This is a genomic window from Georgenia sp. G2120 (genome assembly GCF_055326485.1).
In genome coordinates, this window is record NZ_JBUZNL010000015.1 from 29,231 (window position 1) to 42,069 (window position 12,839).

Annotated in this window: 13 protein-coding genes; 8 read left to right on the plus strand and 5 right to left on the minus strand. The window is 71.6% G+C overall.

The window, feature by feature from the left end; all coding sequences use genetic code 11:
- Positions 1 to 22: 22 nt before the first annotated feature.
- The gene (locus tag ACZLMO_RS14305; RefSeq protein WP_463654119.1) at positions 23 to 847 is read right to left on the minus strand and encodes an SDR family NAD(P)-dependent oxidoreductase; all 825 of its coding nucleotides are present in this window, start codon (positions 845 to 847) and stop codon (positions 23 to 25) included.
- A gap of 77 nt (positions 848 to 924) precedes the next feature.
- Between ACZLMO_RS14305 and ACZLMO_RS14310 the strand changes: the two genes are divergently transcribed.
- Both ACZLMO_RS14310 and ACZLMO_RS14315 read left to right on the plus strand, forming a co-directional pair.
- Positions 925 to 1,155, plus strand: coding sequence for a hypothetical protein (locus tag ACZLMO_RS14310; RefSeq protein ID WP_425713195.1), 231 nt, complete (start codon positions 925 to 927; stop codon positions 1,153 to 1,155).
- Positions 1,145 to 1,462 (plus strand): type II toxin-antitoxin system PemK/MazF family toxin, encoded by a 318-nt coding sequence (locus tag ACZLMO_RS14315; protein ID WP_463654120.1) that lies wholly within the window; start codon positions 1,145 to 1,147, stop codon positions 1,460 to 1,462. Before ACZLMO_RS14310 ends, ACZLMO_RS14315 begins: the two co-directional genes overlap by 11 nt.
- A gap of 80 nt (positions 1,463 to 1,542) precedes the next feature.
- Here the strand turns inward: ACZLMO_RS14315 and ACZLMO_RS14320 are convergent, their stop codons facing one another.
- Together ACZLMO_RS14320 and ACZLMO_RS14325 are read right to left on the minus strand one after the other, a co-directional pair.
- Complete coding sequence (locus ACZLMO_RS14320; RefSeq protein ID WP_463654121.1) at positions 1,543 to 2,685, minus strand: MFS transporter; 1,143 nt, start codon at positions 2,683 to 2,685, stop codon at positions 1,543 to 1,545.
- Positions 2,686 to 2,889: 204 nt separating this feature from the next.
- Complete coding sequence (locus ACZLMO_RS14325; protein WP_425713151.1) at positions 2,890 to 4,335, minus strand: C40 family peptidase; 1,446 nt, start codon at positions 4,333 to 4,335, stop codon at positions 2,890 to 2,892.
- Positions 4,336 to 4,686: 351 nt separating this feature from the next.
- Here ACZLMO_RS14325 and ACZLMO_RS14330 point away from each other — a divergent pair, with 351 nt between their 5' ends.
- The 6 genes from ACZLMO_RS14330 to ACZLMO_RS14355 all read left to right on the plus strand — a co-directional run bounded on the left by ACZLMO_RS14330 (position 4,687) and on the right by ACZLMO_RS14355 (position 10,470).
- Positions 4,687 to 5,490 (plus strand): glycerophosphodiester phosphodiesterase, encoded by an 804-nt coding sequence (locus ACZLMO_RS14330; RefSeq protein ID WP_425713150.1) that lies wholly within the window; start codon positions 4,687 to 4,689, stop codon positions 5,488 to 5,490.
- 268 nt (positions 5,491 to 5,758) lie between these two features.
- The gene (locus ACZLMO_RS14335; protein ID WP_425713149.1) at positions 5,759 to 6,799 is read left to right on the plus strand and encodes an extracellular solute-binding protein; all 1,041 of its coding nucleotides are present in this window, start codon (positions 5,759 to 5,761) and stop codon (positions 6,797 to 6,799) included.
- Positions 6,796 to 7,647, plus strand: coding sequence for an ABC transporter permease (locus ACZLMO_RS14340; RefSeq protein ID WP_425713148.1), 852 nt, complete (start codon positions 6,796 to 6,798; stop codon positions 7,645 to 7,647). Before ACZLMO_RS14335 ends, ACZLMO_RS14340 begins: the two co-directional genes overlap by 4 nt.
- Positions 7,644 to 8,561: an ABC transporter permease gene (locus tag ACZLMO_RS14345; protein WP_425713147.1), complete on the plus strand. Its 918-nt coding sequence runs from the start codon at positions 7,644 to 7,646 to the stop codon at positions 8,559 to 8,561. Before ACZLMO_RS14340 ends, ACZLMO_RS14345 begins: the two co-directional genes overlap by 4 nt.
- Positions 8,558 to 9,700 (plus strand): ABC transporter ATP-binding protein, encoded by a 1,143-nt coding sequence (locus tag ACZLMO_RS14350; RefSeq protein ID WP_425713146.1) that lies wholly within the window; start codon positions 8,558 to 8,560, stop codon positions 9,698 to 9,700. The genes ACZLMO_RS14345 and ACZLMO_RS14350 overlap by 4 nt, the downstream gene beginning before the upstream one ends.
- Positions 9,697 to 10,470: an MBL fold metallo-hydrolase gene (locus ACZLMO_RS14355; protein ID WP_425713145.1), complete on the plus strand. Its 774-nt coding sequence runs from the start codon at positions 9,697 to 9,699 to the stop codon at positions 10,468 to 10,470. The genes ACZLMO_RS14350 and ACZLMO_RS14355 overlap by 4 nt, the downstream gene beginning before the upstream one ends.
- A 17-nt stretch (positions 10,471 to 10,487) precedes the next feature.
- Here the strand turns inward: ACZLMO_RS14355 and ACZLMO_RS14360 are convergent, their stop codons facing one another.
- Positions 10,488 to 11,528: a helix-turn-helix transcriptional regulator gene (locus tag ACZLMO_RS14360; protein WP_425713144.1), complete on the minus strand. Its 1,041-nt coding sequence runs from the start codon at positions 11,526 to 11,528 to the stop codon at positions 10,488 to 10,490.
- A 142-nt stretch (positions 11,529 to 11,670) separates the two neighbouring features.
- Complete coding sequence (locus ACZLMO_RS14365; RefSeq protein WP_425713143.1) at positions 11,671 to 12,807, minus strand: alpha/beta hydrolase family protein; 1,137 nt, start codon at positions 12,805 to 12,807, stop codon at positions 11,671 to 11,673.
- Positions 12,808 to 12,839 lie beyond the last annotated feature (32 nt).

The window sequence follows — 12,839 nt, forward strand, 5'->3', positions numbered from 1 at the left end:
ACGATCGACACCCAATGCAGGGTCAGGAGAAGGCGATGCCGCCGTCGACGACCAGGCTCTGCCCCGTGATGAAGCCCGCCGACTCGGAGGCGAGGAACAGCGCCGCCCCGACGAGGTCCTCGGGAACCTCCGCCCGCTTGATCGCGCGCTGCGCGACGACCTTGGGCAGGTAGGCGGGGTCGTTGACGGCGAGGGTCGCCTCGGACTCGACAAGACCGGGGACGACGACGTTGACGGTGATGCCGTCGTCGCCGAGCTCCTTGGCCAGCGAACGGGTGATGGCGTGGACGGCGCCCTTGGAGGCCACGTAGTGGGCGTTGAAGGGGACGCCGTGGACGGTGGTGGAGCCGATGTTGATGATCCGACCGCGGCCGCTCGCGCGCAGGAGCGGGTGGAGGGCCTTGACGGTCAGCCAGGTGCCGGTGGCGTTGACCCGCAGGACCTGGTCCCACTCCTCCAGCGTGATGTCGTCGAACGACTTCTTCGAGCCGATGCCCATGTAGTAGCTGGCGTTGTTGAGCAGGACGTCGACGTGGCCGAGGTGCTTCTCGCAGTGCGCGGCGAGGTCGGCGACGGAGTCCGGGGAGCCGACGTCGGTGGGGTGGAACGTGACGTCGTGGCCGTCGGCGGTGAGGCGGGCCGCGAGCTCCGGTCCCGGCTCACGGTGGCCGGCGATGACGACGCGCGCCCCCGCTGCCGCGAACGCCTCGACGAACGTGGCGCCGATGCCGCGCGCGCCGCCGGAGATGACGGCGGTGGTGCCGGGAGTGACCGTCGGGCTCGGGAAGGATGCGGTGTCGCGGGTCTGCGCGGACTCGTGCGCCGGGGGTGGGGTCTGGGAGGTCACCGGAGCGAGGGTACGTGAGGCCTTGGCGCGTGCCCGGCCTCTGCCGTTGCACGCGATTTCGTCGTACGGTTCGTCCTATGAGAACTCTGACGATCCGCACTGACTCGGAGGTTGAACGAGCGCTCGAGGCGCTCACCCGCGACGGAGCCTCCCGATCCGACGCTGCGCGCTCAGCGATCCTGGCCGCGGAGCGGGCCGACCGGCGAGCCCGGCTCCGTGCGGAGGCCGAGTCTCTGCGTAACGATCCCGACGACGTGGCCGAGTCGCGCGCGCTCGCCGCCGACATGGACGCGCTCCGTGCGTGGTGACATCTACCGGCTCAGGGCGCCGAAGGACTCACGCGGTCATGAGCAGGGCGGCGCACGGCTCGCCGTCGTCGTGCAGTCCGACGACCTCCCGCTGTCGACGTGGCTGGTCGCACCCACATCGACGGGCCGACGACCGGCCTCGTTCCGCCCGGAGGTCAGGGTTCTCGGCTCCACGACCCGAGTGATGCTGGAGCAGATGACCGTCGTCGACCCGGAGGTACGGCTCGGCGAATTCGTCGGAAGGCTCGACACAGCCGAGCTGCACGCCGTCGACGAGGCGCTGCTCCTGGTGCTCGGCCTGGACTGAATGCCGCGATGCCGGCCCTACGACCGCGCCCGCCCTGGTCACTCAGTCAACGTTCCACACCTCACCCACGCCCGACCGCCTTACTCGCTCCGCGCCCGTAGCACCGTCGCCGCGACACCCAGCACGGCGGCGATCCCGAGCCCGATCGCGAACAGCGTCGCGAAATCTCCCCGGTCGGCGAACACCGCGCCCAGGGCGGTTCCGGCCGCGCTGCCGATGAACAGTGACGACGCGAAGAGGCTGACAGTTGTCGCACGGGCGTCGGGCACGACCTCGGTGGCCCACTTCTGCAGCGTGGAGTGCATGAACGCCCACGCACCCGCCAGGAGGGCACACGCGACGAGCACACCGACGGTGCCGCGATCCAGGACGAGCCCCACGAACGCGCCGGCACCGGAAGTGCCGCCGACGGCGACCAGCTGCGTCTGGGTCATGCGGTCCGCGACGGCCTTGACGACGCGGGTGGCCAGGATGACGGCCACGCCGTAGGCCGCGGTGACGACTCCGGACAGCGTGGTGCTCATCCCCTGGTTCTGCAGCACCGTCGGCAGGAGGTTGAGCACGCTGAGCAGCACGACCCCTTCGACGAACGCGAGGGCGAAGACGACGAGCGCCCACCGGTTGCCGAGGACGCGCGTGAGCGCCGCCCGTACCGAGAGCCGCTCGCCCTGCGCCGTGACCTCCGGCAGACGGGACATCAGCACGACGACGACGAGCACCACCACCGCCGGGATCCCGAATGCCAGCCGCCAGCTCGCGAGATCGGCCAGGGCGGCACCCCCGAGCGTGGCCGCGGCCATCCCGACGGCCGTCATCATCATGATGTCCGTCAGCGGGCCGTGGCGTCGGGCCACAGGGACGGTGTCCCCCACGTAGATCAGAGCGCCAGGGACGATGGCTGCGTAGGCACCACCGGCGACGAACCTCGTCACCAGCAGCGTCGCCACGTCCGGCGCAGCCGCGGTGGCGATGCCCGCGACCGCCGCGAGGAGCAGCGCGAGACGCATGGTGCGCACGCGCCCGAGCCGGTCCGAGATCATGCCCCACACGATCTGCATGACCCCGTAGCCCACGAGGTAGACCGAGGCGATGATGCCGGCATCCGCCAGCGAGATCCCGAGATCGTCCGCGATCGCCAGCAGCAACGGCGCGATGACGAGGCGGTCGAACGAGCTGCAGAAGACCGCGAGGTGCAGGAGCCGCAACGACGGCTCCCTGGTCATGGCACTCACCTTGCCAGGTCGGATCTCGACAGGTCCGTCAGGACCGAGCACGACGACGACGGAGCACGCGTCCAGGCCGACGCCTCGCCTCCCGCGGGTCGCCGCATGCCGGAGGACGACACCGTGGAGTGCTCGGGGCCGACCGGACGCATCCTGCTGGGCGGGCCCTGCGGCCGGAGCCGTGTCCAGCCGCAGGCACTCGCGCTAGAGCACCCGGAGGAAGACCGGGGTGCCCGCGACCCAGCGGTTCGGGCCCTCGCGGGTGCCCATGCCGGGGTTCCAGGCGCCGATGTTCTGGCCGTTGCCCGTGTAGATCGCCACGTGGCCGGGCCACCAGATGAGGTCGCCCGGACGCGCCTGGCTCGCCGGCACCTGCTCGAAGTGGGCGAACGCGCCCCACGCCGTGGTGCGCGGCAGGGTGACGCCGAACTGCCCGTAGACGTACCCGGCGAAGCCGATGCAGTCCCAGCCACCCGGCGTGGTCCCGCCCCAGACGTACGGCGACCCGGTGTACTGGCGTGCCACCGAGACGACGGCGTCGCCGCGCCACGCTGGAGCGGCCGCCGGGGGCGGGGTGGGCTCGGGCGCAGGAGCGGGGGCCGGAGGAGCAGGTGCAGGAGCCGGCACGGGCGCCGGGGCCGGCGCGGGAGCAGGCTCAGGTGCCGGCGCAGGCCGCGGGGCGGGAGCGGGCTCCGGCTCAGGGGCGGGAGCTGGTGCAGGGCGCGGGGCGGGCTCCGGCTCGGGCTCGGGCTCGGGCTCGGGCTCGGGCTCGGGCTCGGGCTCGGGCTCGGGTGCAGGCTCCGGCGCGGGAACCGGCTCCGCCGCAGGCTCTGCCGCGGGAGTCGGCTCAGGCTCGGGCTCCGGAGCGGGTTCCGGCTCCGGGGTCGGCTCAGGCTCAGGCTCGGGGGTCGGCTCGGGCTCCGGCGTCGGCTCGGGCTCCGGCGTCGGCTCTGGAGTCGGCTCAGGCTCGACCACCGGCTCGGGCTCAGGTGCAGGCTCAACCACCGGCTCGGGCTCCGGCGCAGGCTCGGGAGTCGGCTCAGGCTCCACGACCGGCTCGGGCTCCGCCACCTGCACGGGCTCGGGCTCGACGACCGGCTCCGGCTCCGGCTCTGCGAGCGGGCCCCGGTCGATCGCAAACGTGCTGCGTCCGTCGGCGCGGATCCCGACGACGATCGGGTCGCCCGCCTGCCCGTAGTGGAAGACGTGGTCGGCGGCACCGTGGTCGCGGGCGTTACGCACGTACATGGCGTTGCCGCGGCGGACGGTCACGGAGACGGAGCCGTCGCCGTCCCAGTCGCCGACGAACAGGGCGTCGCCCTGGGCACCCGGCTCCATCGTCGTCGTGCGCGTCTCGTCGGCACCGGACAGCGGAGCGGCCGGCTCGTTCGAGGGCCAGGCGGCCATCGCGCGGGTCGGCGTGAGCGGCCGCGTGGACTCGGGGCCGAAGGTGAAGGCACTCGTCGTCGTCGATCCGAAGGTGAAGGCGCTCGACGCCGCGATCGGCCCGTGCATGGCGATCCGCGCGAACTGCTCCCCCTGGGGCGTCGTTCCCACGTTGCCGTCCGTGCCGTACGCGGCCGAGCTGGCCACGCACGCGATCGCCAGGCCCATGCCCGCACCTGCGGGCAGCCATCTCGTCAGACGCACAGTTCTCTCCTCGTTCGCGCTCAGGCCCCCCAGCCCCGTCCCACCTGCGTCGCTGCACGCGAGTTGTGGTGGCTGTCCCCGGCACGATGGCCGTGTTACTCGTGAGACTAGAGATAAAAAGAGTGCATTAGAGTGACTCGAGTGAAATGAGACGTACATCTCATCGAGACACGGTCGCCACCGAACCGTGACTCGGTCACGACGGTGCTACCAACACGGCCGCCGTTCGTCGTCGTGGGCCGTTCATCGCCTCGTCACCGGCGATTGAGCCGGTGTTCGACCTGGTCAGACATGGTGCGTGCGATCACGCCAGATCACGGCTGATCACACATCCATCCCAGGGGGACCACCATGCGCACGACCACTCGTCGGATCTCGACCGCCGTCGCCACCGCCGCCCTCGCGGCAGCCGTCACGGCTCCCGCCTTCGCGGCCCAGACCGACTCGCTCGAGTCGATCGCCCACCGCGGCGACAAGGAGCACCACCCGGACAACAGCGTCGCGGGCATCCGGAGCGCCGTGGACAAGGGCGCCGACCTCGTCGAGATCGACGTCATCTACAACCCGGACGGCGACACGTTCTTCCTCAACCACGACAACAGGTGCAGCGGCCCCGGCGGCTCGGCCACCATCGACCGGGACGCCTACGAGGTCGTGACCGAGCGGTGCGCGCTACCCGAGCTCGACGACGTCCTGGCCACGTACGGGAGCGAGGGCTACCTGTCGTTCGTCGTCGAGTACAAGTCGACGTCGCGGACCACCACGGAGTCGGCCGACGACCTCGTCGAGACGATCGAGGCGGCCGGCGCGATCGACGACATGTGGGTCTCGTCCCTCGACGACGACCTCCTCGCCGCCGTCCGGGACACCGGCACCGACATCTCGCTCATGCGGGTGCGTGGCTACAGCGGGCCGATCAACGTGGGCGACGCCTGGCTGCGCGAGACCGCCGAGCTCGGCTACGACGCCGCGAACGTCAACATCGGCGCCTGGACCCGCGCGAAGGCCGACCTCGCCGAGTCCCTCGGGCTGGAGACGGTCGGCTGGGCGTGGCCGACCGCGAGCGAGGGCGACAACACCACCGCGATCGAGTACGACCTCGACATGTTCATGACCGACCGGCTCGACGACCTGCACGCCCAGCTCGGCCGCTGAGCGATCGCGGGCTGGCCGGCCCGCCGAGCTCATCCGCACGAACCACCCATCCCCGACACCGCCCTGACTAGCACCAACGGGTGAACGGCCGCGTCGTCGGCCGTTCACCCGCGGGGCGGTCGACGGCCATCGGCCGGTCACTCGCGTTCCGCACGATGTCGGTCGGCGTCACGCCGGTCCCCCAGGCGCCGGTCCCGAGCCGCCGGTCCCTCCGACCGCCTTTCCCCTCCCCTGTGTTCTCCCCACCACCTCGTCAAGGAGCTTCATCTTGCGAACCACCCTGCGTGTCAGCGCCGTTGCGGGCGCCCTCCTCCTCACCGCCGCGTGCGGAGGTGGCGGGTCCGACGACGGGTCGGGCGGCGACGGCGGGTCCTCGGACGACATCGTCATCAGCTACAACACCCCCGCCGAGTGGGCGAACTGGGGCGGCGTGCTCGAGGCGTTCACCGAGGAGACCGGCATCGAGGCGCCGAACGACCCGAAGAACTCGGGCCAGACGCTTGCCGCGCTCGAGGCCGAGGCCGCCGCGCCGGCCGCCGACGTCGCCTACTACGGCATCGTCTTCGGCTACCAGGCCTCCGACGCCGGCCTCGTGACGAGCTACGAGCCCGAGGGGTTCGACGAGATCCCCGAGAACCTCCGCGACGAGGACGGCGAGTGGTTCACCGTCCACCAGGGCGCCGTGGCGTTCATCGTCAACACCGACGAGCTCGGCGACGTGCCCGTGCCGCAGAGCTGGGAGGACCTGACCGACCCGCAGTACGAGGGCATGGTCGGCTACCTCGACCCGACCCAGGCGGCCGTCGGCTACTCGGTCCTCACGGCGGCCAACCTCGCCCTCGGCGGCACGCTCGACGACCCGACCCCGGGCCTCGAGTGGGCGTCCGCGATGGCGGACAACGGAGTCGTCAACCCGGCCCAGACGGCCACGGCCTCCGTGCAGCAGGGCGAGATCCCCATCCTCATCGACGCCGACTTCAACGGCCACCAGCTCGCGGCGGCCGGCGACCCGATCGAGGTCGTCTACCCCGAGGAGGGCTCGCTCGCGATCCCCTACGTCATGAGCCTCGTGGCCGAGGCCCCGCACGAGTCCGCCGGCCAGGCCCTGCTCGACTACTCCCTCAGCGACGAGGCCCAGGCACTGTTCGCTGAGAGCTACCTGCGCCCGGTGCGCGACGTCGAGATCCCCGAGGAGATCGCCGAGGTCTTCCCCGAGAACTACGACGAGCTCGTGACGATCCCGGACTTCGAGGAGATGCAGACCGTCCAGGAGGACGTCCTCGCGCAGTTCGAGTCCGAGGTTCAGTGATCTCTCGGTCCATCGACGGGAGCCGCCGCAGCCCGGCGGCGGCCCTCGTCGCACCGATCGTCCTCGTCCTGCTCGTCCTCCTCGTCTGGCCGATGATCCTGCTCGTCGTGCGCAGCACGGGGGCGGAGGCGGGCGGCTGGAGCCTCGACCGGTACGGCGAGGTGCTGACGAGCAGCCGCTACCTCGAGTCGCTCCTGTTCACCGCCGGGATCGCCGTGGCCTCCACCGTGCTGGCCCTGGTCATCTGCGTGCCGGCGGCCCTGTACCTCGAGCGCGACCGCTCCCGCGCGGGCCGGCTCCTCGCGACGGCGATGACCATCCCCCTCAGCTTGCCCGGGATCGTCATCGGCTTCTTCGTCATCCTGCTCGTGGGCAACACCGGCGTGATCCCCAAGCTCTTCGAGGCGGCGACCGGGGAGCGGGCGCTCCAGATCGCCTACACGTGGGTGGGACTGCTCATCGCCTACCTCTACTTCCAGATCCCGCGCGTGGTGCTCGTGGTGCGCGGCGCGGCCGGGGCCGTCCGTCCGGAGACGATCGAGGCCGCCCGCTCGCTCGGGGCGTCCACCGCGACCATCTACCTCCGCGTCATCCTGCCCGCGCTCCGGCCGGCGATGGCGAGCTCGGCCGCGCTGGCCCTCGCGACCGGGTTCGGCGCGTTCGGCACGGCCGCCACCCTGAGCCGCGACCTCAACGTGCTGCCCGTCGAGATCGCCTCGGCGTTCACGGACGGCTTCCAGCCCGAGCTCGCGGCCACCCTGTCCGTGCTCCTCGCGCTCCTGACCACGGTGATCCTCGTCGGCGTCGGGAACCTCGGGGACGTCAAGGTGAGGAGGAGCGCGCCATGAGCGAGGCGACCACCCCTGCCGGGGTCACGACGACGAACGGCGCACCCGGGCTCTCCGCGGCACCGGACGCTCAGGGAACCCCGGACACCCCCGGGCCGACGACGACGAGCCGGCGCGCGCGGTCCGCCACCCCGCTCCGGCACGACGGCGTCACCCGGGTCGGCCAGGTCCTCGCGATCGTCGCCGCCCTGGTCACCACGCTGCCGATCCCCCTCGTCCTGCTCGTCGCGCTGAGCCGCAGCTGGCGCGAGGGTCCGCTCGGGGGCCTCACCCTCGAGTGGATCGTCGAGGCGTGGGACGACATGGCCGGCAACATCGGCGTGAGCGTGAGCGTGGCGCTGCTCGTGCTCGTCATCGACATGGCCATCGGCCTGCCGGCGGCCTGGGCCATCGCCCGCTACCGGTTCCCGGGCCGGTCGCTGCTCCGGGCCGTGACCAACGTGCCGATCGCCGTGCCGGGCATCGCGCTCGGCCTCGGCCTCATCCTCGCCTACCCGCTGCTGCGCCCCTCGGGAGTGCTGATGATCGGCGGGCACGTGCTCTACACACTGCCGTTCCTCCTCAGCGCGCTCACCCCCGCGATGGCCAGCCCCGCCCTGCGCCTGCAGGAGTCGGTCGCCGAGTCGCTCGGCGCCGGCCCCGTCCGCCGCTTCCTCACGGTGACCCTGCCCGCGTCCCGGGGCGCGCTGCTGGCGGCCACCCTGCTCGTCCTCACCCTGTCCTTCGGAGAGTTCAACGTGTCGTTCTTCCTGTTCACGCCGCTGCAGCAGCCGGTCCCGGTCGTGCTGTACGACGGCTACCTCACCGGCCGCCTCGAGGCCGCCGCCGCCGCGACGGTCCTCTTCCTCGTGCTCGTGGTCCCCGCGGCCCTCGCGCTCGAGCGGCTCGGCGGCGCGAAGATGGGCCAGGCATGAGCGTGACGACGACACCCACGACACCCGGCACGACGTCGACACCCACCGCCCAGGACGCCGCCGCCCTCACCTGCCGCGGCCTCGGCTTCCGCTACCACGGAGCCGAGGGCAACGCCCTGACGAACCTCGACCTCGACGCCGCGCCCGGATCGATCACCGCGCTCGTCGGCCCCTCGGGCTGCGGGAAGACGACGCTCCTCAAGCTCGTCGGCGGGCTCCTGCGTCCCACCGCGGGCACGATCCACGTCGACGACGTCGACACCACCACCGTGCCGCTGGCCAAGCGCCGGGTGGGGTGGGTGCCGCAGCAGTACGCCCTCTTCGACCACCTCGACGTCACAGGCAACGTGACGTTCGGCCTGAAGGCCCAGGGCGTTCCGGCCCAGAAGCGGGCCGAGCGAGTGACGGAGATGCTCGAGCTGTGCCAGATCGCGGACCTCGCCCACCGGCCGGTCACCGAGCTCTCGGGCGGTCAGCGCCAGCGCGTGGCCATCGCCCGCGCGCTCGCGCCCTCGCCCCGGCTGCTCCTCCTCGACGAGCCGCTCGCCGCCCTCGACCCCCAGCTGCGGGTCCTGCTCCGCTCCGAGCTCGCCGCGCTCGTGCGGGCCTCCGGCGTGACCACGCTGCTGGTGACCCACGACCAGGACGAGGCGTTCGCGCTCGGCGACCAGCTCGTGCTGCTGCGCGCGGGGAACCTCGTGCAGTCCGGGGAGCCCGCCGAGCTCTGGGACCGGCCGGCGACCTCGTGGGCGGCGGAGTTCCTCGGCCACGCCGTGGTCGTCCCCGCCACACGGGACGGCGAGCACCACGCGCGTCTCGCCGGCGGCCTCCGCCTCCCGGCGGGAACATCCCCCGACGACGACACCACCAACAGCCTGGAGGACACAGACATGCACGTCGCACTGCGCTGGACCGACCTGACCGCGTATCCCACCGACGCAGAAACCGCCGCGCTCACGAACGGGGCCGCCACCGGCACCGTCGTGACGTCCGAGTTCGCCGGCGACCGGTACCGCCTCACGGTGGCCCTGACCGACGGCCCCACCGTCCCGGCACACAGCGTCTACGCCAGCGAGGTCGACTCGGCCGTCGCCGTGCGGCCCAGCGGCTCGCGCGCGGTCCCGGTGGTGACCCGATGAGCGCGACCCTCACCGTCCTCGGCGCCTCAGCGACCGCGCCGTCCAGCCTCGGCGCCGCCGTCGGCTACCTCCTCCACCACGAGGGCGGGGCCACGCTCGTCGACTGCGGGCCCGGCGTCGTCGCGGAGCTCGCCACGCGCGGCCACCTCGGCGAGCTGAGCTCGATCGTCATCTCCCACGAGCACGCCGACCACTGCGCGGACCTCACGGCCCTCGCCTACCGGCGCGGCTTCCCCGAGCGGCTGCCCGCTGTGCCGATGTGGGCGCCGACGGGCTTCGGGAAGAAGCTCGTCGGGCTCGACGGCGTCTACGGGATCCCCTCGCTGCCGGCACTCGCGGCGCCCCTGAGCGACGGGTTCGACCTCACCGAGATCGAGCCGGGCGCCACCGTGACGGTGGACGGCACGACGCTGACCACGATCCCGGCCTTCCACCCGGTACCGACGCTGGCCATGCGGTTCGACGACCTCGGCCTCGCCTACACCGCCGACACGGGGCTGACGGACGAGCTCGTCGAGCAGTGCCGGAACGTGCCCGTCCTGCTGGCGGAGGCGACGTACCGGCACAGCGCCGGGATCGACGTGTCCAACCACGGCCACCTCACGGGCCGGACGGTTGGCGAGCTCGCCGCGGCCGCCAACGCCGGGCGGCTCGTCATCACGCACCTGGCCGACCCGGCGGACGGCGAGGAGATCCTCGCCGAGGCGCGCGCCGTCTACGACGGCCCGGTCGAGCTCGCGGCCCCCGGCCTCGTGATGCAGCTGGGCTGACCGGCCGGAAGGCCGACTCACACGCGGTCGTGACCGCGCGATGCCCAGATCAGGTGCACGAGCTCGGCCCGGCTGTGCACACCGGTCTTGGCGAAGATCCGCTTGATGTGCTGCTTGACCGTGTTCTGGCTGACGAACGCGATGTCGGCGATCTCCTTGGTCGTCATGCCCTTGCTGACGTACTCGGCGATCTCCTGCTCACGAGGGGAGAGCACCTCCCACGCGGGGAGCGCGCAGTCCTCCTCGTCGGGCGCCTCGAAGACGACGGCGATGATGGCGTCGTAGGTCGGCGCGATCGAGCACTTGATGATGAGGCGCTCCCCCGAGGCGTCGTCGCGCACGTTCGCCGTGAGTGCGCGCCGCCCTTCCGCGACGAAGTCGGCGACGACCGAGTCGATGAGCCCGTGCGCCGACTCCGGGAACCGGACCTCCAGGTTGCGCGAGGCGAACACGCGCTCACCGCTCGTGGCGTCGGCGACGACGACCATCTGGGAGAGGTGATCGAGCGCTCCGCCGAGAAGTGCGGCCCGGTCGCCGGCCTGCTCGAAGCGCCGCGCCCGTTCGAGCGCGAGGCTGAGGTGCTCGCTGACGAACCTGGCGGTCGTGAGGTCGACCAGCGTGAACGGTTCGGCGTCGGTCGCGCGGGCGAAGTTCACGGTTCCGGCGACCTCGCCGGCAATGAGGATCGGTGCCTCGAGGGAGTGCGCCAGGTTCTCCCGCAGCAGCACGGCACGGGCGCCGGACTCGAGCCATCTCTGTTCGCGCACGACGTTCGTCGAGTCCGCGGGCAGCACGTTGTCGGTGACGGCGTCGAGAACGGGATCGTCGTTGCGACCCTCGGCCTCGTACGCGGCCATGAACTCGTCGCTGAGGTTGGAGGCGAAGAGCGCAGGCACGCCGGGACTGGCGAACCGGTACATCCCGATCCCGTCCGCGGGGATGATGAGACTGACCGCCTCGTGATACGCACGACGGACCTCGTCCACGCTCACGGCGCTCTGGATCGCACGTACGTACTCGAACCGGCTCTCGAGCTGCCTGTTCTCACCTGTGACCATCAGTCCGTCCACCCCTTCGTCAGACCCCCTCGCCGGTCACCGGCTGCCTCGTCCTCGCGTCGCCGTCGACGCCTGGTGGTACCGCCCGCCGGGCGGCACCGGGTGATCGTGCCCGATGCCGCCCCGGTCGCGCATCGGCCGATCAGATCCGGTCGGCCATCCAGTCCGTCAGCCGGGACGCCGCAACCGCGAGGTGGTCGTAGTTGCAGTGCAGCGAGCCCGCGCCGTCGTAGATGTCGAAGGTGACGTCCTCGACGGTCAGTGCGTCGACGAACTTCTTCGCGCCCTCGATGTCCATGATGATGTCCTTCGTCCCGTGCATGACGTAGACCGGGACGTCGATCTTCTCGGCCACGCCGTCGAGCGTGAACTTCGCCAGCTTCTCGCGCGCCTCGGCATCGTCCTTCGAACCCGAGAGCCACTGCAGCTGCTCGTGGAGCGGGGGGTAGTACTCGTAGAAGTCCGTGAGGATGCTCCACGTGCCGCACCAGGCCGCCACGGCCTTGACCCGCGGCTCGAACGCGGCGGCGCGCGGCGCGTAGTAGCCGCCGAAGCTCACCCCGGCCAGACCGATGCGGTCCTTGTCGACGTCGTCCCGCTGCTCGAGGAAGTCGAGGATCGCCGCGACCGGGACCTCGTAGTCAGGTCGGCTGTAGAGCTCCTTGAAGCGCAGCGACGAGCCGCGGCCCGGGGTGTCGACCATGACGACGTTCATCCCGCGGGCGGGGAACTCCGTCCCGCCGAGGAAGTACAGCTCCTCGGCCCACGAATCGGCACCACCGAGGAAGAGCACGGTGGGACGCTTGGCACCCGAGTTGTCGGGACGCACGATGTAGCCGTCCATGGTGATGCCCTCGAAGGGCACGTGGATGCGCTCGATGAGTCCGTCGGTGAGCTCGGCGGCACGCTGGAAGTTCTTGGTCCCCTCCGTGTAGGCCTCGGTACGCCGCGGGTCGGACGAGTTGAGGAAGAACTCGCTGTGGCGCCAGTAGCTCATCGAACGGAAGAGTGCGCGCCGGCCGGTGGCGATGTGCCCCTCGGCGATGGCCTTCTCCCCCGCCGCCGCGGTGGCCTTGGCGGTGTTGCTCCACTCCTGCTGCCACAGCTCGGGGTCGGTCGAGTCGCCGATGCGCGCGGCGGTGCGGGCGCACTCGAACAGGTCGGATCCGCCTACCGCGACCTGTGCAAGCAGACGCATGGTCTGCAGGGACCAGTCCTCGTCCTGCGGGAACAGCTCGATGACGGACAGGGAGTCGTCCTGGGTCGGCGTCTCGGTCATAACTTCTCCTTGGGTGGTGTCGGACTGCTTGG